The 23,143-nt window shown below is 68.4% G+C and carries 25 protein-coding genes; 17 read left to right on the top strand and 8 right to left on the bottom strand.

Annotation, left to right across the window (positions count from 1 at the left end; all coding sequences use genetic code 11):
* The 4 genes from pgsA to ACIBH2_RS06450 are packed head-to-tail and all read left to right on the top strand — an operon-like array spanning position 1 to position 3,885.
* Positions 1 to 672 (top strand): phosphatidylinositol phosphate synthase, encoded by a 672-nt coding sequence (gene pgsA / locus ACIBH2_RS06465; RefSeq protein WP_397114130.1) that lies wholly within the window; start codon positions 1 to 3, stop codon positions 670 to 672.
* Positions 669 to 1,721 carry a phosphatidylinositol mannoside acyltransferase gene (locus tag ACIBH2_RS06460; RefSeq protein WP_397114128.1) on the top strand — a complete coding sequence of 351 codons (1,053 nt, stop codon included), beginning with the start codon at positions 669 to 671 and terminating at the stop codon, positions 1,719 to 1,721. The genes pgsA and ACIBH2_RS06460 overlap by 4 nt, the downstream gene beginning before the upstream one ends.
* Positions 1,718 to 2,842 (top strand): glycosyltransferase family 4 protein, encoded by a 1,125-nt coding sequence (locus ACIBH2_RS06455; RefSeq protein WP_397114126.1) that lies wholly within the window; start codon positions 1,718 to 1,720, stop codon positions 2,840 to 2,842. The genes ACIBH2_RS06460 and ACIBH2_RS06455 overlap by 4 nt, the downstream gene beginning before the upstream one ends.
* A complete protein-coding gene (locus ACIBH2_RS06450) occupies positions 2,842 to 3,885 on the top strand; it encodes an NUDIX domain-containing protein (protein WP_397116848.1) in 1,044 nt (347 codons plus the stop codon). The genes ACIBH2_RS06455 and ACIBH2_RS06450 overlap by 1 nt, the downstream gene beginning before the upstream one ends.
* 8 nt (positions 3,886 to 3,893) lie before the next feature.
* On the opposite strand, the gene ACIBH2_RS06445 is transcribed toward ACIBH2_RS06450, so the two are convergent.
* Positions 3,894 to 5,171 (bottom strand): hypothetical protein, encoded by a 1,278-nt coding sequence (locus ACIBH2_RS06445; protein WP_397114124.1) that lies wholly within the window; start codon positions 5,169 to 5,171, stop codon positions 3,894 to 3,896.
* 75 nt (positions 5,172 to 5,246) lie between these two features.
* Between ACIBH2_RS06445 and ACIBH2_RS06440 the strand changes: the two genes are divergently transcribed.
* The 3 genes from ACIBH2_RS06440 to ACIBH2_RS06430 all read left to right on the top strand — a co-directional run bounded on the left by ACIBH2_RS06440 (position 5,247) and on the right by ACIBH2_RS06430 (position 7,934).
* Positions 5,247 to 6,116: an LLM class F420-dependent oxidoreductase gene (locus tag ACIBH2_RS06440; protein ID WP_397116846.1), complete on the top strand. Its 870-nt coding sequence runs from the start codon at positions 5,247 to 5,249 to the stop codon at positions 6,114 to 6,116.
* A gap of 99 nt (positions 6,117 to 6,215) precedes the next feature.
* Positions 6,216 to 6,887 carry a hypothetical protein gene (locus tag ACIBH2_RS06435; protein ID WP_397114122.1) on the top strand — a complete coding sequence of 224 codons (672 nt, stop codon included), beginning with the start codon at positions 6,216 to 6,218 and terminating at the stop codon, positions 6,885 to 6,887.
* Positions 6,888 to 7,442: 555 nt separating this feature from the next.
* On the top strand, positions 7,443 to 7,934 hold the full coding sequence (locus tag ACIBH2_RS06430; RefSeq protein WP_397114120.1) for a transglycosylase SLT domain-containing protein: 492 nt from the start codon (positions 7,443 to 7,445) through the stop codon (positions 7,932 to 7,934).
* 10 nt (positions 7,935 to 7,944) lie between these two features.
* On the opposite strand, the gene ACIBH2_RS06425 is transcribed toward ACIBH2_RS06430, so the two are convergent.
* Entirely contained in the window at positions 7,945 to 9,081 is a 1,137-nt protein-coding gene (locus ACIBH2_RS06425; protein WP_397114118.1) for an acyl-CoA dehydrogenase family protein, read from the bottom strand.
* A gap of 237 nt (positions 9,082 to 9,318) precedes the next feature.
* Between ACIBH2_RS06425 and pdxS the strand changes: the two genes are divergently transcribed.
* Positions 9,319 to 10,221 carry a pyridoxal 5'-phosphate synthase lyase subunit PdxS gene (gene pdxS / locus ACIBH2_RS06420; RefSeq protein WP_397114116.1) on the top strand — a complete coding sequence of 301 codons (903 nt, stop codon included), beginning with the start codon at positions 9,319 to 9,321 and terminating at the stop codon, positions 10,219 to 10,221.
* Positions 10,222 to 10,500: 279 nt separating this feature from the next.
* Complete coding sequence (locus ACIBH2_RS06415) at positions 10,501 to 11,346, top strand: MHYT domain-containing protein (protein ID WP_397114114.1); 846 nt, start codon at positions 10,501 to 10,503, stop codon at positions 11,344 to 11,346.
* 1 nt (position 11,347) lies between these two features.
* Here ACIBH2_RS06415 and ACIBH2_RS06410 read toward each other — a convergent pair whose 3' ends face one another.
* Positions 11,348 to 12,163 (bottom strand): helix-turn-helix domain-containing protein, encoded by an 816-nt coding sequence (locus ACIBH2_RS06410; protein WP_397114112.1) that lies wholly within the window; start codon positions 12,161 to 12,163, stop codon positions 11,348 to 11,350.
* A gap of 86 nt (positions 12,164 to 12,249) precedes the next feature.
* On the opposite strand from ACIBH2_RS06410, the gene ACIBH2_RS06405 reads away from it, so the two are divergent.
* From ACIBH2_RS06405 to ACIBH2_RS06395, 3 genes are read left to right on the top strand one after another with little or no spacing between them, the layout of a single operon-like run.
* The gene (locus ACIBH2_RS06405; protein ID WP_397114110.1) at positions 12,250 to 12,660 is read left to right on the top strand and encodes a hypothetical protein; all 411 of its coding nucleotides are present in this window, start codon (positions 12,250 to 12,252) and stop codon (positions 12,658 to 12,660) included.
* A 4-nt stretch (positions 12,661 to 12,664) separates the two neighbouring features.
* Positions 12,665 to 13,078 (top strand): SgcJ/EcaC family oxidoreductase, encoded by a 414-nt coding sequence (locus ACIBH2_RS06400; RefSeq protein ID WP_397114108.1) that lies wholly within the window; start codon positions 12,665 to 12,667, stop codon positions 13,076 to 13,078.
* A 59-nt stretch (positions 13,079 to 13,137) separates the two neighbouring features.
* A complete protein-coding gene (locus ACIBH2_RS06395; protein ID WP_397114106.1) occupies positions 13,138 to 13,788 on the top strand; it encodes a hypothetical protein in 651 nt (216 codons plus the stop codon).
* Between the two features lie 187 nt (positions 13,789 to 13,975).
* Here the strand turns inward: ACIBH2_RS06395 and ACIBH2_RS06390 are convergent, their stop codons facing one another.
* On the bottom strand, positions 13,976 to 14,584 hold the full coding sequence (locus ACIBH2_RS06390; protein ID WP_397114104.1) for a hypothetical protein: 609 nt from the start codon (positions 14,582 to 14,584) through the stop codon (positions 13,976 to 13,978).
* A 200-nt stretch (positions 14,585 to 14,784) separates the two neighbouring features.
* On the opposite strand from ACIBH2_RS06390, the gene ACIBH2_RS06385 reads away from it, so the two are divergent.
* Entirely contained in the window at positions 14,785 to 15,636 is an 852-nt protein-coding gene (locus ACIBH2_RS06385; RefSeq protein WP_397114102.1) for an acyl-CoA thioesterase, read from the top strand.
* A 3-nt stretch (positions 15,637 to 15,639) separates the two neighbouring features.
* Here ACIBH2_RS06385 and ACIBH2_RS06380 read toward each other — a convergent pair whose 3' ends face one another.
* A complete protein-coding gene (locus tag ACIBH2_RS06380) occupies positions 15,640 to 17,331 on the bottom strand; it encodes an APC family permease (RefSeq protein ID WP_397116844.1) in 1,692 nt (563 codons plus the stop codon).
* A 291-nt stretch (positions 17,332 to 17,622) separates the two neighbouring features.
* Here ACIBH2_RS06380 and pdxT point away from each other — a divergent pair, with 291 nt between their 5' ends.
* Together pdxT and ACIBH2_RS06370 are read left to right on the top strand one after the other, a co-directional pair.
* Entirely contained in the window at positions 17,623 to 18,252 is a 630-nt protein-coding gene (pdxT, locus tag ACIBH2_RS06375) for a pyridoxal 5'-phosphate synthase glutaminase subunit PdxT (RefSeq protein WP_397114100.1), read from the top strand.
* Positions 18,253 to 18,291: 39 nt separating this feature from the next.
* The gene (locus ACIBH2_RS06370; RefSeq protein ID WP_397114098.1) at positions 18,292 to 19,044 is read left to right on the top strand and encodes a YebC/PmpR family DNA-binding transcriptional regulator; all 753 of its coding nucleotides are present in this window, start codon (positions 18,292 to 18,294) and stop codon (positions 19,042 to 19,044) included.
* 69 nt (positions 19,045 to 19,113) lie between these two features.
* On the opposite strand, the gene ACIBH2_RS06365 is transcribed toward ACIBH2_RS06370, so the two are convergent.
* On the bottom strand, positions 19,114 to 19,566 hold the full coding sequence (locus ACIBH2_RS06365; RefSeq protein WP_397114096.1) for a DUF4383 domain-containing protein: 453 nt from the start codon (positions 19,564 to 19,566) through the stop codon (positions 19,114 to 19,116).
* Between the two features lie 120 nt (positions 19,567 to 19,686).
* The gene (locus tag ACIBH2_RS06360; RefSeq protein WP_397114094.1) at positions 19,687 to 20,001 is read right to left on the bottom strand and encodes a DMT family transporter; all 315 of its coding nucleotides are present in this window, start codon (positions 19,999 to 20,001) and stop codon (positions 19,687 to 19,689) included.
* Positions 20,002 to 20,141: 140 nt separating this feature from the next.
* Here ACIBH2_RS06360 and ruvA point away from each other — a divergent pair, with 140 nt between their 5' ends.
* Positions 20,142 to 20,744, top strand: coding sequence for a Holliday junction branch migration protein RuvA (gene ruvA / locus ACIBH2_RS06355; RefSeq protein WP_397116842.1), 603 nt, complete (start codon positions 20,142 to 20,144; stop codon positions 20,742 to 20,744).
* A 7-nt stretch (positions 20,745 to 20,751) separates the two neighbouring features.
* Positions 20,752 to 21,837: a Holliday junction branch migration DNA helicase RuvB gene (gene ruvB / locus ACIBH2_RS06350; RefSeq protein ID WP_397114092.1), complete on the top strand. Its 1,086-nt coding sequence runs from the start codon at positions 20,752 to 20,754 to the stop codon at positions 21,835 to 21,837.
* Positions 21,838 to 21,855: 18 nt separating this feature from the next.
* Here ruvB and ACIBH2_RS06345 read toward each other — a convergent pair whose 3' ends face one another.
* Positions 21,856 to 23,142, bottom strand: a complete 1,287-nt coding sequence (locus tag ACIBH2_RS06345) for an RNA polymerase sigma factor (RefSeq protein WP_397114090.1) — start codon at positions 23,140 to 23,142, stop codon at positions 21,856 to 21,858.
* Position 23,143 lies beyond the last annotated feature (1 nt).

Below are 23,143 nucleotides of genomic sequence, written 5' to 3'. Positions count from 1 at the left end.
GTGCTGAGCTTCTTCGGGCGCGAAACGTTCGCCAAAGCGACCGCGCCCCTGGGCAAGGCTTTGGTGAGCACCGGGCTCACACCGGATGCGATGACGCTCATCGGCACGACCGCGTCGATCGCCGCCGCGGTCACCCTCTTCCCGTCCGATCACCTGTTCTGGGGAACCATGGTGATCTGGCTGTTCGTCATGTTCGACATGCTCGACGGGGCCATGGCGCGCGCCCGCGGCGGCGGCACGAAATACGGTGCGGTGCTGGACGCCACCTGTGACCGGGTGGCCGACGGCGCCATCTTCGCCGGGCTCGCGTGGTGGGCGGTCTACACCGAGCACAGCAAGCACCTGTTCGTGGCGACACTGGTGGTGCTGGTGACCTCGCAGGTCATCTCCTACGCCAAGGCGCGCGCGGAGGCCAGCGGACTCTCGGCCGACGGCGGACTCATCGAACGCCCCGACCGGCTCATCATCGTGCTCGTCGGCGCCGGATTCACCGGTATCGGTGGACATTTCGGTATCGAATGGCTGTCCTACGCGGTGTACGCCGCCATGTACATCCTGGCGGTGCTGAGCATCATCACCGTCTTCCAGCGGGTGCTGGCGGTGCGCAATTCGCCTGGTGCGCGCGAGATCATCGCCCCCGCGGCGAAGGCTCCGGAGGAACCACAGCGGTGAACATCCCCGATCTCACCTCCGCGCTGACCGACAAGGCCTACGCGGCCGGGTGGCGGCTGGTGCGCGCGCTGCCCGAGGCGACGGCACGCCGAATGTTCGACGCCGGAGCCGACGCGGCCTCGCGCAAGGCCAACCGCAAGGCGCGCGCGGGACAGCCGAATCAGTTGCGGCGCAACCTGGCTCGCGTCCTCGGCACGACACCCGAGGCGGTGCCCGACGAGCTGGTGCGCGACAGTATGCGCTCCTACGCCCGCTACTGGCGCGAGGCGTTCCGGCTGCCCTCCATGGACCATGCGGAAATGGTCCGCTCGGGTCAGTTGGCGGTCGACGGGCTCGAGCATCTGAACGCCGCCATGGCCGCCGGTCGCGGCGTCGTGCTGGTGCTGCCGCATTCGGGCAACTGGGATATGGCCGGGGTGTGGCTGGTGCAGAACCACGGCCAATTCTCCACGGTCGCCGAACGTTTGAAGCCGGAGTCGCTGTTCGAGCGCTTCGTCGCCTACCGCGAGAGCCTCGGCTTCGAGGTGTTCCCGCTCAGCGGCGGCGAGCAGCCGCCCTTCCCGCAGCTGGCGGATCGCTTGCGGCACAACAAGGTCGTATGCCTGATGGGCGAGCGCGACCTCACCGGAAAGGGCGTGCCGGTGGAGTTCTTCGGGGAACGCACTTGGATGCCCGCCGGTGCGGCCAAGCTAGCCATCGAGACCGGCGCGGCGCTGATTCCCGTGCACTGCTGGTTCAAGGTCGACGAGAACGGCCGGGAGGGTTGGGGTTTCAAGACCGAGGCCCCGATCGACGTCTCGGCCGGTGTGGCCGCGGCGACCCAGGCGCTGGCGGACCGATTCGCCGCCAATATCACCGCCCACCCCGCGGACTGGCACATGTTGCAGCCGCTGTGGGAGAGTGACCTGTCGCCCGAACGGCTGGAGCGGATCGCGCTGGCGCAGCGCGGATTGGGCTACGCCCATGGCCCCGAGGGTGCGCCCGACGCGGCGGCGCGACGAGCCGAGCACGTGGACGCGGTCGGCAACGAGGGGGAAACGGCGCTATGAGAATCGGCATGGTCTGCCCGTATTCGTTCGACGTGCCGGGCGGAGTGCAGTCCCATGTCGTGGAATTGGCGCAGGTACTGATCGAACGCGGGCACAAGGTGAGCGTGCTCGCCCCGGCCGGTGAGGACACGCCGCTGCCCGATTTCGTGGTGTCGGCGGGGCGCGCGGTGGCGATTCCCTACAACGGATCGGTGGCGCGACTGTCCTTCGGCCCCACCGCGTACACGCGCATCCGGCGCTGGATCGCCGAGAACGATTTCGACGTGCTGCACATCCACGAGCCCAACGCGCCCAGCCTGTCCATGCTGGCGCTCAAGATCGCCGAGGGCCCGATCGTCGCGACCTTCCACACCTCGACCACGAAATCCTTGGTGCTCAGTACTTTTCAGGGTGTGTTGCGGCCGTACCACGAGAAGATCAGCGGCCGGATCGCGGTGAGCGAGCTGGCGCGGCGCTGGCAGGTGGAGGCGCTCGGCGGTGACGCCGTGGAGATTCCGAACGGTGTCGACGTGCCGTCCTTCGCGCACGCCCCGCTGCTGGACGGTTACCCGAGATCCGGTGGCACGGTGCTGTTCCTGGGCCGCTACGACGAACCGCGCAAGGGCATGGACGTCCTGCTCGGCGCGCTGCCGGAGCTGGTGCGCCGCCATCCCGGCCTCGAGGTGCTGATCGTGGGCCGCGGCGACGAGGAGCGCCTGCGCCGCGAGGCCGGTGCCAATGCCGGGCATCTGCGCTTCCTCGGCCAGGTCACCGATGCGGAGAAGGCGTCGGCCATGCGCAGCGCCGATGTGTACTGCGCCCCGAATATCGGCGGCGAGAGCTTCGGCATCGTGCTGGTGGAGGCCATGGCCGCCGGAACCGCCGTGGTGGCCAGCGATCTCGACGCCTTCCGCCGGGTACTGCGCGACGGCACCGCCGGAATGCTGGTGCCCGTGGGCGATTCGGCTCGGCTCGCCGCGGCCATCGACACCATGCTCACCGATACCGCCACGCGCGAGGAGCACATCCGCACCGCCAATCAGGTGGTGGGCGAATACGATTGGCCGGTGGTGGCCGAGCAGATCCTGCGCGTCTACGAGACCGTCACCGTCGGCGACCTCAGGGTGCGGACCGCCGGATGATCACCTTCTCCGCGACCACCATTCTGGTCCTCGCGCTCATCGCCGCCCTGGTCATCACCATCGGCGTCTGGGCCTACACCACCGCCAACCGCCTGGACCGGCTGCACGTGCGCAGCGACCAGGCCCGACACGCGCTGGACGCGGCGCTGGCCCGGCGCTCGGTGGTGGCGCGCTCGGTGGCCACGACCATCGGCCGCCCCCACGCGGATTCGGAGGTCGTCGAACAGGCGCGCCGCCTGGCCGCGCTGGCCGACCGCGCCGAACGCACCAGCTGGCGGGACCGCGAGACCGTCGAGAACCAGCTCGCCGCGGCGCTTTCCGCCGTGGACATCGAGACGCTGCCGCCGCAGTTGGTGGCCGAACTCGCCGATGCCGAAGCGCGGGTGCTCATCGCGCGGCGCTTCCACAACGACGCCGTCCGCGACACCCTCGCCCTGCGCACCCGTCGCCTGGTCCGGCTGCTGCACATCGCCGGTACCGCGCCGCTGCCAACGTATTTCGAGATCGCCGAACGCGTCACCCCCGCCGCCTCCACGGGCCTGGAGGTCGATACCGTTCGCACCTCCGCCCGCGTCGTCCTGCTCGACGAGAACGATCGCGTCCTGTTGCTGCGCGGCCATGACCCCAAGGTCCCCGACGTCCCGTTCTGGTTCACCATCGGCGGCGGCGTCGATCCCGGGGAAACGTTGCGCGCCGCCGCGATTCGCGAACTCTACGAGGAGACCGGCTATCCGGGTGACTCCTCCATGCTGCGCGGCCCGCTGTGGCGGCGCGTCGCGGTGTTCCCGTTCAATGGCGAACTCATTCGCTCCGAGGAGCTGTTCTTCGCCCTGCGCGTCCGCAATTTCACCCCGGAACCGGCGAACCTCACCTTCATCGAGCGCCGCTCCATCACCGGCAGCAAGTGGTGCACGCCGGAGGACATCGCCGACCTCGACCATATGGGTGAGACGGTCTACCCATACCACCTGGACCAGCTGCTGCCCGAGGCCATCGCCGCGGTGGCCGCCGACCATGAGCCGGAAGTCCGCTCCATTCGCTGAGTGCCGCCTCAGCCGAAGGAGTTGCTGCGGACGGGGCCGGGGGAGCGAATGGCGAAGCGCGGGCCGGTGAGCCAGGCCTCGTGGGTGGCCGTCACGAACGCCGTGAGCGATTCGTCGGGGTCGGGCGGAGTGTCGCCGTCACCCGGGTCGTCGGTGCCGTCGGCGGCGAGGATGTCGGCGGCGATCTCGGCTGCGGGGCGGTCGTCCGCTGGCAGTTGCTCGACCTCGTGCTCGGGCGTCACCCGCAGGCTGCCATCCCACGGCGTCACCACCGATTGCGCCAGCAGGCCGGTGATATCCGCGCTGATGGCGGGCGGGTCGACCCAGCAGGTGGCGTGCTCGTACACCACCCGGCCGTCGGCGCGCTCGCGCAGCGTCGGCTCCAGGTCCTCGGCCACCTCGTGCAGGTCGTAGGCCACGACCAGGGTGTCGGTCGCGTCGGGAGTGAAGGATTCGGCGGGAATGTCGAGCAGGCGCGCGACCGCCAGGCCCAGAATGTGCGAGTCGCGATCGGGTAGCAGGGAGACGGTGCGTGGCCGCCGTCCGGAGGCGGTCAGGATCAGCGCCAGGCGGTCCAGGGTCCGGCGGCACTGCGGGTAGGTCTCCTGCAGGTAGGCCCAGCGGCCGGTCATCCCGGCGGCGAAACCGAAGGGCGACAGGGTCGCCAGATAGCCGCCGGTCACCACGAAGTGCCAGCCGCGCAGATCGTGATGGTCGAGTGAGGTGACGGAGGCCGCTGTCTCGGTGCGCCGCAGGATGTTTCGCAGTCGGTCGTACGCGGGAGCCCAGTCCTCGTCGTCGGGTTCGGGCAGCCGGGCGAAGTGCTCGCGGGCGAGCGGCAGCATATCGGCCAGTACGGCGTTGAAGACCAGTAGATAGCGTTGCGGCCACGGCACCAGTCGCGAATCGTGTTGTGCGAGAAGTACCGCCGCTTCGGCGTGCCGGTACTGGCGCTCCAGCGCGTAGACCAGTTGGGTCAGCACCGCGGGGGCGTCGGGCGCGTATTCGAGGGCTTGGCGCAGTGCGGGAACACCGAGGAACGCGATACCGCGTTCGGTGCAGTTCAACCCGAAGTGGTAGAGCGCCACCGGATCTCGGGGCTGCGCGAGCACCGCCGCGGCGGCCTCGGCCAGATCGTCGAAGCCGATCGTGACCGACGCCGCGCGCACCACCTCGACTATGTCGTGCAGCGGTGCCGTCTCGGCGACGGGGAGCAGGGCACGTACGGCGGATCCGGCATCGCCGTCCGCCAGCAGGCGGCGCGCTTCGTCTAGTTCATGTGTCATCCCGAACGATCATCTGCGAGAAAGACGGTGGGGGCAATGGACTTTCCGGCTAAGTTCGTCTCCGAGGAGGGCACCATGGATCTGAGCCTGCACTACACGAGTTTCTCGACCCCGGCGGACCCGAAACGGATCGCGCCGACGCTCGGCCGGACGGCACGGCTCGCCGAGGAGGCCGGATTCGCGGAATTCACCGTCATGGACCACTTCTTCCAACTGGAGATTCACGGCACCCATGACGAACCGATGCTGGAGGCGTACACGACGCTCGGGTTCGTGGCGGCGCTGACCGAGCGTATGCGATTGGCAGTCCTGGTCACCGGGGTGATGTACCGGTACCCGGGCCTGCTCGCCAAAACCATCACCACCCTCGATGTGCTCTCCGGCGGACGGGCGCAACTGGGCCTCGGCGCGTCCTGGTACGAACGCGAACAGCGGGCGCTCGGGGTGCCGGTGGTACCGATGGCCGAGCGTTTCGAACGCCTCGAGGAGACCCTCGAGATCTGCTTCCAGATGTGGAGCGCGGACAACGGGCCGTACCGCGGCAAGCACTATCAGCTCGACGAAACGCTCTGTGTGCCAGCGCCATTGACCACACCCCGCCCGCCTGTTCTCATCGGGGGCGGCGGCGAACGCAAGACGCTGCTGCTCGTCGCCCGCCACGGCGACGCCTGCAATCTGTTCGCGGTGAGCCCCGAGGACGTCGCCCACAAACTCGACGTGCTGCGCGCGCACTGCGACGCCGAAGGGCGCGACTACGACACCATCCGCAAGACCGTCCTCTACACCCGGCCGGTGCTCGACAACCCCGACGGCTTCCTCGCCGAGGCGGAACAGTATGCGGCCCTGGGGATCACGCAGTTCGACCTGATTCCCACGGGCGATCCGATCGCCTTCACCGAACAGGTCGCCGAGCGCATCCTGCCGAAGGTCGGCTCCCTCGGCTGACCCGTCCAGTGGGTGGGACGGACACCGCATACCGCCCGAACAGGCGATTCCACGCGATTACCGTGGGCGGGTCACTGCTGGACCCGGACGAGGATGTCGATGATGAAGCTGATGTACGCCCTGTGGGGAGCGGGCCTGGACGACCGGTTGCACGCGGTGGAATTGCGACGGCGGCTGGCCGATATCGGGGCGACCCAGCTTCAGGTGAATGTGCGCGATGCCGACGTCGCGGCGGCACAGATGCGCCACACCACCTACGACGAGCCCATCGCCGCGATCGTCGGGGTGCGCACCCTCGGCCAGCACGAATCCGTCACCGCCACACTGGGTTCGCTGGCCGAGGACGTGCAGGGCTGGATCGTCGACGAACGCACCCCGATCGTTCCGCCCCGCACCGAGGACGGCGTGCGCGCGGACGCCCTGGCCAATATCGCCCTGCTGCGCATCCCCACTGACCTCACCCGCGAGGAGTGGCTGCACCGCTGGCACGACCTGCACACCCCCGTGGCCATCGAAACCCAGGCCACCTTCGGCTACGTCCAGAACACCGTCGTCGAGCCCGTCACGCCGGGCAAGCGCGTAGACGCCGTGGTGGAGGAGCTGTTCCCCATGGCCGCCATGACCAGCCCGCACGCCTTCTACGACACCGGCGGCGACGACGAAGAACTCCAGCGCCGTGTGAAACGCATGATGGACAGCGTCATCAACTTCGGTGCCCATCTCGACCTCGACCTCGTCCCCACCAGCAGATACGTGTACAGCTTGAGCTGACCGGTCTTGATACGCGCGCCGATGTGGAGTCCTCTCGCTCGGGAAGATCGTCAGCGAGGGGAAGGGCAGAGATCTCGGCCTGCACTACTGGAACTTCTCGACCCCGACGGATTCCTCGCCGAGTCGGAAAAGTATGCGGCGCTTGGTATTACGCAACTGAACATCGCGCCTGATCGCGATCCGGTCGAGTTCGCCGAACGGGTCGCCGGACGCATACTCGCGCGCCCGAGGGTGTGACACGAGCCGACTCTTCGCCTAGGGTCGGACCCGGCGTGCCGCGTAGCGGACGCGGGACGCCACGTGTGGAGGTGAATGGTTCTTGTCCTATATCTTGTACGACTTCCTACTGCCCTATATGGGACCGTCGGCCGCCGAATATTGGGCCACCATGTTCGTCATAGGACCGATTGCCGGGTAATTACCGGTAGGCCGTTCCTGGAATTGGGACACGCCGCATCGAGGGAAATTACCGATATTTCCAATAACTAGTGGTTTGCTCTTTCTCGCTCCATCGCTGTGCCCATTCGGCGAGTCGATGCGAAAGGAAGCAGCCACATGCCGCACTCGATCGTGCGGGGGATGCGTTGTCTCGGAACGGCCGCCGCCGCACTGGCCGCGGCGAGTGCCCTGGCGGTCGGCGTCGCACCGGTGGCGAACGCCGACTGCGGGGCGGCCTGCCAGGCCGAACCCGCGCCGGTGGCCGCCGGATCGGCGGCGAATCTGCTCGGCACGGGCCTGAGTCTGGCCACCACGGCGATCACCATGACCCCCAAGGCCATCGCGCTGGTCATCGTGCCGATCGACCAATACGCGGCCTTCGATGCCATCATCACGCGTGAAAGTGGCTGGAATATCTTCGCCGTGAATCCGACCAGCGGAGCCTATGGGCTGCCGCAGGCCCTGCCCGCGCACAAGATGAGTACGCACGGCCCCGATTGGATGTTCAATCCCGTCACCCAGATTCGCTGGGCCTACGACTATATGAACGCGCGCTACGGCAGCCCGAACGCGGCCTGGGCATTCTGGCAGGAACACCACTGGTATTGACGGGCCAGCGCTAACCCAGCGGACCGTTTCCCAACAGGACATGCCCGCTGAAGCGCAACTGCTTGGCGCGGGGGAGCGGATGGAACAGGCAGCCGTGGATGTCGCGATACCACATCTCGAGCGGGCAGCCGCGTGAATAACCCACGCCGCCAACGGTTTCGATGGCCAGCCGCACCGTCTCGACGAGCGCGTCGGCCGCCACGGTCTTGCGGCTGAGGGTGCGCGCGGCGTGGACGTCGGTATTGGCGAATCCCAGATTCTCCGAATCGGTGAACATGGCGGCGATGAGATCGGCCGCCGTGGTGTAGGCATTGGTCATCTCACCCGCCGAGGTCACGAGGTGCGGATCACCGCGCCCGGCGAGGCTCGCGGCCACCAATTCGACCGCGCTGTCGGCGATTCCGAGATAGGCGGCCAACACCAGAGGCAGCGCAGCGCCGATCACCACATTGAGAATCGGCGGCCACACCGCGGCCGGGCGAATCAGGGCGACGGCGGCGTCGGGGACGAAGACCTCCTCGAACACGATGGTGTGCGAGCCGCTCGCGCGCAGGCCCAGAGTGTCCCAGGTCTTTTCGATCCGAACTCCCTGCGCGCTCAGGGGAATCGCGCAGTGGATCACCTGTGGGCCCTCGGGCGCGTCGTCCCAGCGGATGCTCGTCACCGCGACCGTGCCCACCTCGCACCCGCTGGCCGGGCCCTTGCGCGCGCTCACCCGGTAGCCGCCCGCCACCCGCTCGGCGCGGCCATTGGACTCCACCCAGTCCGAGGCCCCGGTACTCACCAGAATGGCTCCCGCCGAGACCTTCTCGAACACCGCGCTGGCATCCATGCCGTGCTTGTGCCGCCACACCTGGGTGGCCACCAGATGCGAATGCATGGCGAAGGCCACCGCGGTGGAGGAATCGTGGCGGCCCAGGGCGCGCAGGATGTCGCCCATCTCGCGATGGCTGGCACCACCGCCGCCGAATTCGGTCGGGACCAGCGCCCGCGAGAGGCCGGAGGAGCGGAGCAGGTCGAAGGCGGCGGTGGATATCGCGCCCTCGCGGTCGCGCTCGGCGACGCCGTCGCGCAGGGTGATGCCCACGGCCGTGGCCGCGGCGATCCAGTCGGTGCTGGCGGATTCGAGAACTTCGGTAGCGGTCATGGAACGGGCTACGGCCGCGCGCGCCCCTCGGTTCACCGAAATCGATGTCGGTATCGGATCGTGGTGCCCGGCCGATCGCTGTGCGATAGCGGACTCGATGTGACGTGCGCAACTGGCTGGCACCGTAGGGTCCAGTCGTGTCGAACTGGCTATCAAGTGGTCTGATGCCAGGGCCTAGAATCGGGGTGTTCGATTCCGAGCGAGATCCGATTGGCCCAGATGACACAGGAGTTTGCCGTGACCACGTCCGACACCACCCCCTCCATCGGCACCGCCCGCGTGAAGCGCGGTATGGCCGAGATGCTGAAGGGCGGTGTGATCATGGATGTCGTCACGCCGGAGCAGGCCAAGATCGCCGAAGACGCCGGTGCCGTCGCCGTCATGGCGCTCGAGCGCGTGCCCGCCGACATCCGCGCGCAGGGCGGCGTATCCCGTATGTCGGATCCGGACATGATCGACGGCATCATCGAGGCCGTCTCCATTCCGGTCATGGCCAAGGCTCGCATCGGCCACTTCGTCGAGGCCCAGGTGCTGCAGTCGCTCGGCGTCGACTACATCGACGAGTCCGAGGTGCTCACCCCGGCCGACTACGCCAACCACATCGACAAGTGGAACTTCACCGTGCCCTTCGTCTGTGGCGCGACCAACCTGGGCGAGGCGCTGCGCCGTATCACCGAGGGCGCGGCCATGATCCGCTCCAAGGGCGAGGCGGGCACCGGTGACGTCTCCAACGCCACCACCCACATGCGCAAGATCCGCGACGAGCTGCGCCGCCTGAGTTCGCTGCCCGAGGACGAGCTCTACGTCGCCGCCAAGGAGCTCCAGGCCCCCTACGAACTGGTCCGCGAAGTCGCCGAGACCGGCAAACTGCCCGTGGTGCTCTTCACCGCCGGTGGTATCGCCACCCCCGCCGACGCCGCCATGATGATGCAGCTCGGCGCCGAGGGCGTCTTCGTCGGCTCCGGCATCTTCAAGTCCGGCAACCCGGCCCAGCGCGCCGCCGCCATCGTCAAGGCCACCACCTTCTACGACGATCCGGATGTGCTCGCCAAGGTCTCGCGCGGCCTGGGCGAGGCCATGGTCGGCATCAATGTCGACGACATCCCGCAGCCGCACCGCCTCGCCGAGCGCGGCTGGTAACGAGCGCGGAGTCCACGACTCGCACCGCCGGGTGGTCCCTGTGACCGCCCGGCGGTTCTCGTTTGCGGGGCGGGTGCCGGATGTCAAGACTGGCATACAGCAAACCTGAACTGCGGTCGGCTCGGTGGTACGCCCGCTACCAGCGCGCATCCCGTCCAGCAAACTCAGCTAATTACGCGGACTGTACTGCGGCAAATTTACTACCTGCTGATTTCTCGCTAGTGTTCGGCGCATCCACCGGTGGAACAGTGGAAGTTTTCTTTCTGGCAAGGAGTCCGCATGCTGGAAATCGACCAGTTCACCTATGGCTGGCTCACTCCGGTTCTGGCTTATCTCATGTCGATCACCGGCTCGTTGCTGGCACTGCGGTGCATGGTGCGGGCTCGAGCTCGGGGCGGGCATGGCGGGTGGGTGGCCATCGGGGCCGTGGCGCTCGGCGGCACCGGCATCTGGGTCATGCATTTCATTGCCATGCTGGGCTTTTCGGTGCGCGACGCCACCATTCGCTACGACGTGCCGGTCACCATCTTCAGTGCGGTGGTGGCCATGGGCGTTGTCTGGCTTGGCCTTTCGATCGTGGTGCATCAGCGCGCGGAGGTGTTCGCGCTGCTCACCGGCGGCGCGATCACCGGACTCGGCGTGGGCGCCATGCACTACTCGGGCATGTACGCCATGAAGACCGACGCCGCGGTGCGCTACGACCCGTGGATCGTGTTGTTGTCCATAGTGATCGCGATCGTCGCGGCCACCGCCGCGCTCTGGTTCACCCTGCACGTGCAGGGCATCTGGGCGACCGTCGGCGCGGCGCTGATCATGGGTGTCGCGGTGTGCGGGATGCACTACACCGGCATGTTCGCCATGCACGCCCATGTGGCCGAACACGTTCGGGCGCCCTCGGGCGCGCAGGCGGGGCAGCTGCTCACGCCGCTCATCGTGGCGGTCAGTATGGTCACGCTGTTGACCTTGCTCCAGGTCGGGATCACCGAGATCGACGAGCCCGACCTCAGCCGCATTCGCGGACAGCATGCCAGCCGGTTCTGGCCCAGCCGCGATACCGGGACGGGTCGTATTCCGCCGGACGACTTTCCGACCGAGACCTTTCCGTCGCGGCACCGCCGGATCTGATTCAGGCCGCGGTGGCGGGCAGTCCGCGCAGCACGTTCGCGGTGAATTCGTCCAGGGGATAGAACAATTCGATGGCGAGTTCGGCCAGGGTGACATCGGCGGGCGCGCCGAAGGTGACCATGGTGCTGAAGATGCGCAGCTCGCCCACGGGGGTGTGTACGCGCAGCGGGACCGTGAACGGGCTCGGCGGCATGGCGGCGGCGTCGGGGTCGGTTCTGGACGGCATCGGGTATGCGGAGACCTCGTCGTAGAGGTCGCGCAGCACCGGGTCGCCGGTCGACTGTGCCTGGCGCATCAGGCGTTCCAGCAGAAACTCCCGTACCTGGGCGTAGTTCACCAGCCAGGTGTCGGAGGTGGGGCTGTCGGGGTAGAGGGCGAGGCGGTAGACGTTCTGCGGCTTGTCCGCCAACGCCTCGGGCAGGTCGTCGCCGAACAGGCCCATGGCGCGATTGGTGGTGATCACATTCCAGTACCGGTCCACCACCACCGCGGGATACGGTTCGTGCGCGGTGAGCATGGTCTCCAAAGCCGCTCGCGCCGAAGCCATCTCGGCGTCGTCGAGACTGCTCTCCCGGTATTCGGGGGAGAAGCCGCCCGCGAGCAGGACGGTATTGCGTTCGCGCAGTGGCACATCCAGGGCCTCGCACAGTTTGAGCACCATGGCGCGGCTGGGCTGGGCCTTGCCGTTCTCGACGCAGGACAGGTGGCGGGCGGAGGTGTCGGCGTGCAGCGCGAGATCGAGTTGGCTCAGCCGTCGTCGCTGTCGCCATTCGCGCAGCAGGGCACCGACCGGGGATTCTCGAACCGAACGCGTCACCGGGCCAGGTTATCCGGCGCGGGTGGGGGCGGCCATGACCTCCGGGGTCATTGAGGCCATGACCCGGGGTTGGCAGGGTCGAGGGCATGACAGCGACGATGCCGCCGGAGCTCGGGACCGGCTCCCTCTTTCTGCGAAACGCCCTGCGTGTGGACGGGTGGAGCACCGCCGCGTTCGGGGTGTTCATGCTCGCCCTCGGGCCGGTGTTGCGCGAACCGCTCGGGGTGCCCAGCCACTGGTCGGTGCCGATCGGCGTCGCCATGCTCGGTGGCGCGGCGGCGTTGCTGCTCATCGCGCGGCTCGCGGTGATCTCGGCGCGGCTGGCGTGGGGCGTGGTGACCGCCAACGCGGTGTCGGTGCTGGCCATGGTGGTCCTCGCGGTCACCGATGTGATGCCGCTGACCGGGTGGGGCCGCGCGTTTCTGTTCCTCGGGGCCGCGGCCGTCGCGGTCTTCGCATCCTTCGAATACGTCGGCCTGCGCCGCACGGAAAGGTGACCTCATGACTGACAACGCGACCGCCGAAGCCGAACTGCGCGCTCTGTTGCGGGCGCAGGCCGACGCCTGGGCGGCGGGCGACGGCGCGGCCTTCGCCGCGACCTTCACCGAGGACGCCGATTTCGTCTCGGTGATCGGTGAATTCATCCAGGGGCGTGCGGCTCTCGCGCCGGTGATGCAGGAGGGCTTCGACGGTTTCATGAAGGGCACCCGCATGGCGGAGCCCAGCACCCTGACCATTCGCTTCCCCACCCCCGACACGGCCGTCATGGTCACCGTGACCGCCCGCCCGAGTCGCCCGGAGGCCCCCGCGCCGCCGGAGGAGAAGTCCGTTCAAACCCGGGTGGCGGTGCGCGGCAACGGATCCTGGCTCTTCACCACCTTCCAGAACACGCGCATCAGCGAGTTCCCGAGCTGATCGGGTAGCGCCCGGAAATCGACGCGACGGGTCCGGGGCCTACCTGGAAACATGGCCCCGTGACCACAGCACAGCCGATGTTCCGCGGCGATTTCGAGGCGCACCTCACCGTCCGCGCCGACGACCCCGACAGCATCGACGCCTTCGAAACCTACGCTGCCGCACAGGGTTTGAAGTTCATCCATATCGTGCTTGCCCGCGGCCGCACCCCTGGCCAACCCATGGTGACCGTTCGTAGCTCCGGAACCTATGCGGCGGTACGGGATTCGGTGGACAAACTCGCCTCCCGATTCGCGGTGGACGGTTTCCCGGTGGTGCGCGTCAAAATCGAAGCAACCCCCTGGACCGAAGGCGTCCCCGACAGCGACGAACGAGCCCGCGCACTGGGGGAGCACTACTACTTCGAACACCACGTAAAACTCCTCCTCCCACAGGACTACGACACGACCGCCCTCGCCACCGTGGCCGAGCCCCACTCCGCCCACGTCTCGGTCAACGCCCGCCGCACCCGCCCCGACGGCCGCGCCGAACGCTTCATCACCCAACGCTGCCGCTTGGTAGGCACCCCCACCGCCCAATCCCGCCTCGACTCGCTCCTGACTGCCCTCCGCGCGGCCGACCTGGACATCGCTTCGGTGGAGCGCGAATTCGTCGTCTACGACAGCGACGAGTCCCTCGACGCGGGCTGGATCGTGGAGGAGCGGCCGTGACCGTGTAATTCGACTGGGGGCGTCGACGGGCGGTACGGCTCGACCGAAGCCCTGCGGGATATGGTGCGGCGGAGCGTATTCGGCTCTACCGGACGCGTGACTGCTACTGCTGCGCGGGTTTGATGAGGACCGCGGTGCCGTAGGCGGCGATGAGCGTACGGTGCGGCCGTTCTCGTGCCGAGCGTGGCTACTCGCGCAGGGCGGGGCGGTCCGGGTGGTCCCAGGCGACGAGGATGTCGGGGCTGATGGTGTGGGTGCGGCCGTGTTCGAGGAGGGCCTCGATGGTGAAGAGGTCGGTGGGCGGCGTGCGGCGGCGGAGGGCGGGTTCGGACATCTGGAGTTGGACGGTGAGGTCGAAGTCGAGGCCGCTGCCCAGGAGCATGGGGCCCGCGACCAGGAGGATGGTGTTCGGGGCGGCCTCGCGGATGGGGGCGCGGGCGGAGCGGTCGGTGTGTTCGTTCCAGAGGGCGGGGAGATAGTGGCCGTTGGAACGAAGGGGCGAGAGCACTTCGCGTTGCAGGGCGGGGTAGTCGAACCAGGCTGTGCGGTAGGTGAATTCGCTGTCGCGGTCGTATTCGAGGCGTAGGGAGGCGGGGCGGATGTAGTCGTGTAGGGAGATGACGTCGCTGGGGCGGCCTGCGGTGCGGAGGCGTTCGGAGACCGCGCGGGCGAAGGAGAGAGGGTTGGCCGCGTCCGCGCCGTCGATGGCGGTTACCGCGTAGCCGGGCAGGTCTTGGGCGCGGGCGGCGACCAGATCGAGTAGGGCTTCGGGGGCGACAGGGCGGAACTCGGGCACAGGTCCATCATGATCGACGGCGCGTGTGCGTCGCGTCGACCGAGCGTGAGGGAGGTGGCGACGATCATCGCGCGATGCCGCGGAGCGCGCGACGAGCCGCCGCACCCCCGGCATCGAACACGCCCGTGCGGTGGCACCGTGTGATTTCCGCACCTCGCCGGTTGTTAGCCTGAGCCCGACAATCCGGGAAAGGGTGAGGCATGGCGACGATCGAAGAGGCCCTCGAGATCGAGCAGATCGAGCGTGACATCTTCCGTGGCGCGTCCACCAAGACGCAGCTGCCGCGCACCTTCGGTGGACAGGTGGCGGGGCAGGCGCTGGTCTCGGCCGTGCGGACCGTGGATCCGCGCTACCAGGTGCATTCGCTGCACGGGTACTTTCTGCGCCCGGGCAATCCGGTCGAGCCGACCGTGTACCTCGTCGACCGGATTCGCGACGGCCGCTCCTTCTGCACCCGCCGCGTGACGGGCGTGCAGAACGGGGAGGCCATCTTCACCATGTCGGCCTCCTTCCACGTCGGCGACGAGGGCCCGGACCATCAGGACGAGATGCCCGCCGTCCCACCGCCGCTCGATCTGCCCGACGCCAAGACCTCCATGAGCCCGGAACGGCTGTGGGCCATGCGCGAATGGGAGCACTGGGATATCCGCACCATTCCGCAGGAGAGCGTGTCGCGCCGCGACGGTCTCGCCGCGCAGCAGCAGGTGTGGTTCCGCTACCGCCATCCGTTGCCCGACGATCCGCTGTTCCACGTCTGCACCCTCGCCTACATGAGCGATATGACGCTGCTCGGCTCCTCCAAGGTCAACCACCCCGACGAGCCCACCCAGAACGCGTCCCTGGACCACGCCATGTGGTTCCTGCGTCCGTTCCGCGCCGACGACTGGCTGCTCTACGACCAGCAGTCGCCGTCCGCGGGTTTCGGTCGCGCGCTCACCGGCGGTCGGATCTGGAACCAGGACGGGCAGCTCGTCGCCGCCGTGGTGCAGGAGGGGCTCATCCGCAATCTCCGTGAGCCGCACGGAGGTTCGCACCCCTCCGGCACCAACTAGGGGCTACGCGGTCTGCACGCGCAGGTGGCACACCACGGTGTCCGGCATCCTGCGCAGCACCCGCTTCAACTCGTCGCTGCGATGGCTGGGCAGCACCCGATGCCATCCGGCGGGCGGCTCGACCTCGGCGATCACCACCACTTTTCGCCGTCCCGCGAAATTGTCGCGCACATAGCGAGCAACCGGCCCGCCCACCGACGCGTCGCTGTCCTCGAGCAGCACCAGCGGCACCTCCGGATGCCACGCCTCCCACTCCTTGGTGAATACGGTCATGTTCTCGCCGGGCAGGCATACGTGTACGGCCTCTACGTCGGTGCCCAGGGACAGCGCGGCCGAGAGCGCCTCGCGGCTCAGCTCCGACACCTCCGACACCGGCACCACGATCGCGGTCCCGCTGGCCGTGGGCGCGGCGGGGACGCAGCCCGCGCCTCGGCAGCCCTCGATTCTGCTGTAGGTCTTGCGAATTCGCTCCATGGCCAGGACGAGCAGCGGCAGCACCACCACGATCAGCCACGCGCCGTCGTGGAACTTCATGACCGTCGTGACAATGGCGGCGACGAAGGTCAGCACCGCACCGAAGCCATTGAGCGCGATCCGCCACCGCCACCCCGCACCGCGCGTCGCCAGCCAGTGCCGCACCATGCCGGTCTGCGCGATAGTGAACCCGACGAACACCCCGATGGCGAACAGCGGCACCAGCGCGTTCATATTGCCGCCCGCCGCCACCAGCAGCACCGCCGCCGACGCGCCGAGGGTCAGCACCCCGAACCGATACACCTGACGCGGCGAGGCCACCGCGAACCGGTGCGGCAGGCAATTGTCGTCGGCGAGAATCTTGGTGAGCGTCGGCAGCCCGCCATAGGAAGTGTTGGCGGCCAGCGCCAGCAGGATCACCGTAGCGAATTGCACCACGTAGTAACCGATTCCGTGCCCGAGCGCCGCCTCGGTGAGCTGCGAGAGCACGGTCGTCCCCTCGATCGGACGCACCTCGAACTTCTCGATGAGCGTCGCCAGGCCGATGAGCATGACACCCAGCAGCACACCCAGGGCCACCTCCGCCCGCTGGGCGCGCCGCACCTTCGGGGCGGCGAAGCTCGGCACGGCGTTGGCGATGGCCTCCACGCCCGTCAATGCCGCGCAGCCGCTGGAGAAGGCCTTGAGCAGCAACAGAACTCCGATGGTGTGCGCGTCGATGGCGACCGGCGCGCCGGTCGCCACACTCGCCGGTTCCGACCGCACCAGACCGCCCACGATCACCGCGAGTATCCCCGCTACGAACACGATGGTCGGGATCATGAAGGCACGGGCGCTCTCCCGAATGCCGTACAAATTCAACGCGGTGACGCCGACCAGGACGACGAGACAGATCTCCACGGTGTAGGGCAGCAGCCCCGGGAAGGCGGAGGTCAGCGCCGCCACCCCCGCGGCGAGGGAGACCGCCACATTGAGCACGTAGTCGACGATGAGCGAGGCGGCCGCGACCAAGCTGGTGCGGTGCCCGAGGCGAGTCTTCGCGACGGCGTACGCCCCGCCGCCGTCGGGAAAAGCGGCGATGACCTGCCGGTAGGAGGCGATCAGCACCGCCAGCAGCACGACGATGGCCAGGGTCACCGGCAGCGTGAAGCCGAGCCCGGCGGCCCCCGCGGCGGCCAGCACCAGCACGATCGCCTCGGGCCCGTAGGACACCGACGCCATCGCGTCGAGCGACAGTCCCGCCAGGCCGGTCGAGACGGTGAGGCCCCGTGTCACACCGGCTCGGCCGGAATCCGTGCCGTCGAGGTGCGCCTGCACGCTCGAGGTCGGCAGGGAGTTCGCGGCATGGGATGTCTTCGGGACGCCCGGGTCGGAACCGGGCATCGGTTGCGGTAGCACCTCAGTCACAGGTCCGAGTGTCGACCGCCGAACCGAAATGGACACTTGTCCTGATGCAATCTTGACGACCTGGGTGAGCAGGGCCACACCACCCGCGAATCGTAGGATCGAGGGGTGAAACCGACCATTGGTGTGCTGGCCCTGCAGGGTGACGTCCGCGAGCACATGCACGCGCTCACCGCGTGCGGCGCGGAGCCGGTGCCGGTGCGCCGGGCATCCGAGCTCGCCGCGGTCGACGGCCTGATCCTGCCCGGCGGCGAATCCACCGCCATCAGCAAGCTGCTCGAGGTCTTCGATCTCCTCGAACCCCTGCGCCAGCGCCTGCGCGACGGCCTGCCCGCCTACGGCTCCTGCGCGGGCATGATCCTGCTCGCCTCCGAGGTGCTCGACACCCGCCCCGATATGCGCCCGCTGTTCGGCATCGATATGACCGTGCGCCGCAATGCCTTCGGCCGCCAGGTGGACTCTTTCGAAACCGATCTGGACTACACCGGCCTCGACGACGGACCGGTGCGTGCGGTGTTCATCCGCGCACCCTGGGTCGAGAAGGTCGGCGACGGCGTGGAGGTTCTGGCGACTGTGCCGAACGGGCCCGCGCGAGGCCGTATCGTGGCGGTACGCCAGGGCAATGTCATGGCGACCTCCTTCCATCCGGAGGTCACCGGCGATCTGCGCGTACACCGCCTGTTCGTGGACACCATGGTGCGGCCCCGTGCCGAAATCGGACGGGGAGTTAGTCTTTAACCAGAAGTGAACACGTCGCCTGAAAAGAGGAAGTAGGGAATGAGCGGCCACTCCAAATGGGCCACCACCAAGCACAAGAAGGCTGCCCTCGACAGCAAGCGCGGCAAGCTCTTCGCGAAGCTGATCAAGAACATCGAGGTGGCGGCACGTACCGGCGGTGGTGACCCGGACGGCAACCCGACGCTCTACGACGCCATCCAGAAGGCCCGCAAGAACTCGGTGCCGCTGGACAATATCGAACGCGCCCGCAAGCGCGGCGGTGGCGAAGAGGCTGGCGGCGCGGACTGGCAGACCATCATGTACGAGGGCTACGGCCCCAACGGCGTGGCGCTGCTGATCGAATGTCTCACCGACAACCGCAACCGCGCCGCGGGCGAGGTGCGCGTGGCCGTCACCCGCAACGGCGGCAATATGGCCGATCCGGGCTCGGTGTCGTACATGTTCTCCCGCAAGGGCGTCGTCACCCTGGAGAAGGGCGGCCAGACCGAGGACGACATCCTCATGGCCGTGCTCGACGCCGGTGCCGAGGAGGTCAACGACCTGGGCGAAGAGTTCGAGATCATCTCCGAGCCGGGCGACCTGGTGGCGGTGCGCTCCGCTCTCCAGGAGGCCGGTATCGACTACAACTCCGCCGAATCGGGCTTCCAGCCGTCGGTGTCGGTGCCCGCCGACGCCGAATTGGCGCGCAAGGTGTTCAAACTCGTCGACGCGCTCGAGGACTGCGACGACGTGCAGAACGTCTACACCAATATCGACGTCTCCGACGAGGTCCTGGCCGAACTCGACGCCTGACCCGACGCGTACGTGATTCGGCCCCGGCAGCTACTGCCGGGGCCGAATCGTGTTGTGGCGCAGTGCGTATCAGCGTGTGACCGTGTTCGGGGCGAACCGCGGCAGCAGCACGCCGAGCGCGATCATGCCGAGACCCAGCGCGAAGTGCAGCCAGTCGTCGGCGGCATTGAGCGGGACGAAGTTGATGTCGTCGGTCTTGTCGATGACCAGTCCGAATATCCAGAGGGCCAGGTAGATGACGCCGCCCCCGATGAGGAACGACCGGGACGCGGCGACGGTGCGGGCCGCGACTATTCCGGCCACGCCGAAGATCAGGTGAACGATATTGTGCAGAATCGACACCTGGAAGATGCCGAGCAGCTCCGCATGGGATTCGTGCCCGGCGAACTGCAGGGCGTCGTAGTCGGTGGTGACGCCCGGAACGAAGCCGAGCACCCCGACCAGCAGGAAGACCGCGCCGACCGCTACCGAGGCCAATTGCACCGGAGTCCATCGTGCGGTGCTGGTATTGAAGGTCGCCATTTCACTCGCCTTTCTCCGATCCGGCGTCGGAATCTCGCGGACACCGCGAACGCCGGTCACCGGCGACGTACCCCCGGCGGGCATGCACAAACGGCGACGCGCCGGTCTGCGCGAGAAAGCTCAGTGGAACAGCTTCAGCCCGACCACACCGGCGATGATCAGCACCAGGCAGACGATGCGCGGCAGATTCGCGGGATCGCCGAGCCAGATCATGCCGATGAGGGCGGTGCCGACCGCGCCGATGCCCACCCACACCGCGTAACCGGTGCCGATGGGGATCTCGCGCAGGGCCAGTCCGAGGCCGATCATGCTCAGGGCCAGCGTGATCGCGAAGAGAACGCTGGGTACCGGCTTGCTGAAGCCCTCGGAGCGCTCCAGTGAGATCGCCCAGGCGGTTTCCATGCATCCGGACAACACCAGTAGTAGCCAGGCCATAGCCGTACCGTATGCGACCGACCGGTCGGACCCCGGTAGGGGCGGTATTTCGGCTGTGTCGGTGGGCGGGCGGACCACCCCGGTCCGTTAGACTCTCGAACAGTTGTTCGTGCATGTCGGCGAGGGAAGGCGGTGTCCGGGTGATCGCGTCGGTACGCGGTGAGGTACTCGAGATCGGACTCGACCACGCGGTCCTGGAGGCCGCGGGTGTCGGGTACCGGCTCAATGCCACCCCCGCCACCCTGGCCACGCTCACCCGCGGTGAGGAGTCGCGCCTCTACACGGCCATGATCGTGCGCGAGGACGCCATGACGCTCTACGGCTTCGCCGATACCGAGGCGCGCGATCTGTTCGGTCTGTTGCAGACCGTCTCCGGGGTCGGGCCGAAACTGGCCATGGCGGTGCTGGCGGTGCTCGAACCCGAGGCGCTGCGCAAGGCCCTCGCGGAATCCAATATCGCCGCCCTGACCCGGGTGCCCGGAGTCGGCAAGCGCGGGGCCGAGCGCATGGTGGTGGAGCTGCGCGACAAGGTGAATCTCGTTCCGGTGCAATCGGGTCCGCCCGGATCGCCGGTGCCGGTGACCACGCCGGTGCGCGATCAGGTGGTCGAGGCGCTCATCGGCCTCGGCTTCGGAGCCAAACAGGCCGAACCCGCCGTGGACGCCATCCTCGCCGAAGAGCCGGACGCCGGAACCTCGCAGACCCTGCGCGCGGCGCTGAGCGTACTGGGCAAGAACCGATAGGGCACCGATGTTCGACGACTTCGACGAGAACGACGAATCCCCGGTCACCGCAAGCTATTTGCAGACCGACGGCGATATCGAGGCCAGCCTGCGGCCGAAATCCCTGGACGACTTCATCGGCCAGCCCCGCGTGCGTGAACAGCTCGCCCTGGTATTGCGCGGCGCCAAACAGCGCGGCGGGACGCCCGACCACGTCTTGCTCTCCGGCCCACCGGGTTTGGGCAAGACCTCGATGGCCATGATCATCGCCGCCGAACTCGGCTCGGCGCTGCGCATCACCTCGGGACCGGCGCTGGAGCGCGCCGGTGACCTGGCGGCCATGCTCAGCAATCTCACCGAGGGCGATGTGCTGTTCATCGACGAGATCCACCGCATGGCCCGCCCGGCCGAGGAGATGCTCTACCTCGCCATGGAGGACTTCCGGGTGGACGTGGTGGTCGGCAAAGGCCCTGGGGCCACGTCGATTCCGCTCGATATCGCCCCCTTCACCCTGGTCGGCGCGACCACCCGCTCCGGATCGCTCACCGGCCCGCTGCGCGACCGCTTCGGCTTCACCGGCCATATGGACTTCTACGAACCCGAAGAGCTGCAACGGATTCTGTTGCGCTCGGCCCGAATTCTGGGCGTGCGCATGGAAGAAGACGCCGCCACCGAGATCGCGGGCCGCTCCCGAGGCACGCCCCGTATCGCCAACCGCCTGCTGCGCCGCGTCCGTGACTACGCCGAGGTGAAGGCCGACGGCCTGGTCACCCTCGATATCGCCCACGCCGCCCTCGCGGTCTACGACGTCGACGCCCTCGGTCTCGACCGCCTCGACCGCGCCGTGCTGGGAGCCCTGGTCCGCAGCTTCAACGGCGGCCCGGTCGGCGTCTCGACCCTCGCCGTGGCGGTGGGGGAGGAGGCCACCACGGTCGAGGAGGTCTGCGAACCGTTCCTCGTCCGCGCCGGTCTGGTCGCCCGCACCCCGCGCGGCCGCGTGGCCACCGCCGGGGCGTGGGAGCACCTCGGCCTCGTCCCGCCCCCGGATCTGGTCTTCGGCTCCATCGAGGTCCGCGCCCGCGAAAACCAGCCCACCCTGGACCTTTTCGACTAGCAGCGCGCTCGACCCCGATCAGTCGAGGTCGGCGAGTTTGCGGCGCAGTACGGCGCGCTCGCGGTCGTTGCCGCAGAGTTCGGCGGCGCGTTCGAGTTCGGCGCGAGCCTCGGCGGTGCGGCCGAGGCGGGTGAGGAGTTCGCCGCGCACCGTCGGGAGCAGGTGGGAGGCGGACAGCGTCGCGGCGGAGGCGAGCTCGTCGACGAGGGGCAGCGCGGCCGCCGGACCGCGTGCCATGGCGATCGCCACCGCGCGATTCAGATCGGTGATCGGGGAGGGGGCCAGGCGGCCCAGCGCTTCGTAGAGCAGGACTATCCGCTCCCAGTCGGTGTCCTCGACAGTCGGTGCGACAGCATGACATTCGGCGATGGCCGCTTGCAGGCCATAGGGGCCCAGACCTCTGCCGACCTGTGCCGCGCGAGCGAGCGCGGCGCGGCCGCGGCGGATGGCGGCGCGATCCCAGCGGCGGCGGTCCTGATGTTCCAGCAGGATCGGTTCGCCGTCGGGTCCCGTGCGGGCCGGGAAGCGCGCCGCGGTGAGTTCGAGCAGGGCCAGCAGGCCGTGCGCCTCGGGTTCGCGGGGCATCAGATGCGCCAGGACGCGGGCGAGGCGCTGTGCCTCACCGGCCAGATCGAACCGAATGAGGGTATTGCCGGAGCTCGCGGTGGAGCCCTCGGTGAAGATCACGTAGAGCACGCTGAGCACCGAGCCGAGCCGTGCGGCCCGCTCCTCGGCGGGCGGGGTCTCGAACCGAACCCGCGCCGCCGCAAGGGTTTTCTTCGCCCGTGTGATGCGCGCCTGCACGGTCGCGGTCGGCACCAGAAAGGCCTTCGCGATCTCGTCGCTGGTGAGGCCGCCGACCACCCGCAGCGTGAGCGCGACGCGCGCCTCCCGCGACAGCACCGGGTGGCAGGCGGTGAACATCAGCGCCAGCACATCGTCGTCGATGCGATCCGGATCCCACAGCACGCCTTCGGATTTCCCGTCGGGGCTCTCGGGATCGCCGCCGCTGGCGATACCGCCCTCGGCCAAGGCGGCACCGAGGGCGGCATACCTGTCGTCGAGCGCCGCGCGGCGGCGGAACATATCGATCGCCCGTCGCCGCGCGACGGTGAGCAGCCACCCCGCCGGATTGCGTGGTGCGCCGTCGCGCGGCCAGGTCACCAGCGCCTCCGCGAGGGCCTCCTGCGCGACATCCTCGGCCAGCGCGAGATCACCCGTGTAGCGGGCCAGCGCGCCGACAATGCGCGCCGACTCGATCCGCCACACGGCGGCCACGGTCTCGCGACTGGCGGGATCGGCCATC

This window comes from Nocardia sp. NPDC050406, assembly GCF_044459025.1.
Taxonomy (GTDB): domain Bacteria; phylum Actinomycetota; class Actinomycetes; order Mycobacteriales; family Mycobacteriaceae; genus Nocardia.
Note: the sequence above shows the minus strand (reverse complement) of the source record. Positions and strands in the feature narration are given on the sequence as shown.

Coding starts and splice junctions, on each gene's coding strand:
- ACIBH2_RS06385 (WP_397114102.1), top strand. CDS start 14,785: ATGGCGACGATCGAAGAGGCCCTCGAGATCGAGCAGATCGAGCGTGAC.
- ACIBH2_RS06435 (WP_397114122.1), top strand. CDS start 6,216: ATGATGAAGCTGATGTACGCCCTGTGGGGAGCGGGCCTGGACGACCGG.
- ACIBH2_RS06440 (WP_397116846.1), top strand. CDS start 5,247: ATGGATCTGAGCCTGCACTACACGAGTTTCTCGACCCCGGCGGACCCG.
- ACIBH2_RS06445 (WP_397114124.1), bottom strand. CDS start 5,171: ATGACACATGAACTAGACGAAGCGCGCCGCCTGCTGGCGGACGGCGAT.
- ACIBH2_RS06380 (WP_397116844.1), bottom strand. CDS start 17,331: ATGGCGTCGGTGTCCTACGGGCCCGAGGCGATCGTGCTGGTGCTGGCC.
- ACIBH2_RS06345 (WP_397114090.1), bottom strand. CDS start 23,142: ATGGCCGATCCCGCCAGTCGCGAGACCGTGGCCGCCGTGTGGCGGATC.
- ACIBH2_RS06365 (WP_397114096.1), bottom strand. CDS start 19,566: ATGGCGACCTTCAATACCAGCACCGCACGATGGACTCCGGTGCAATTG.
- ACIBH2_RS06425 (WP_397114118.1), bottom strand. CDS start 9,081: ATGACCGCTACCGAAGTTCTCGAATCCGCCAGCACCGACTGGATCGCC.
- ACIBH2_RS06455 (WP_397114126.1), top strand. CDS start 1,718: ATGAGAATCGGCATGGTCTGCCCGTATTCGTTCGACGTGCCGGGCGGA.
- ACIBH2_RS06360 (WP_397114094.1), bottom strand. CDS start 20,001: ATGGCCTGGCTACTACTGGTGTTGTCCGGATGCATGGAAACCGCCTGG.
- ACIBH2_RS06370 (WP_397114098.1), top strand. CDS start 18,292: ATGAGCGGCCACTCCAAATGGGCCACCACCAAGCACAAGAAGGCTGCC.
- ACIBH2_RS06400 (WP_397114108.1), top strand. CDS start 12,665: ATGACTGACAACGCGACCGCCGAAGCCGAACTGCGCGCTCTGTTGCGG.
- ACIBH2_RS06405 (WP_397114110.1), top strand. CDS start 12,250: ATGACAGCGACGATGCCGCCGGAGCTCGGGACCGGCTCCCTCTTTCTG.
- ACIBH2_RS06430 (WP_397114120.1), top strand. CDS start 7,443: ATGCCGCACTCGATCGTGCGGGGGATGCGTTGTCTCGGAACGGCCGCC.
- ruvB (WP_397114092.1), top strand. CDS start 20,752: ATGTTCGACGACTTCGACGAGAACGACGAATCCCCGGTCACCGCAAGC.
- ACIBH2_RS06415 (WP_397114114.1), top strand. CDS start 10,501: ATGCTGGAAATCGACCAGTTCACCTATGGCTGGCTCACTCCGGTTCTG.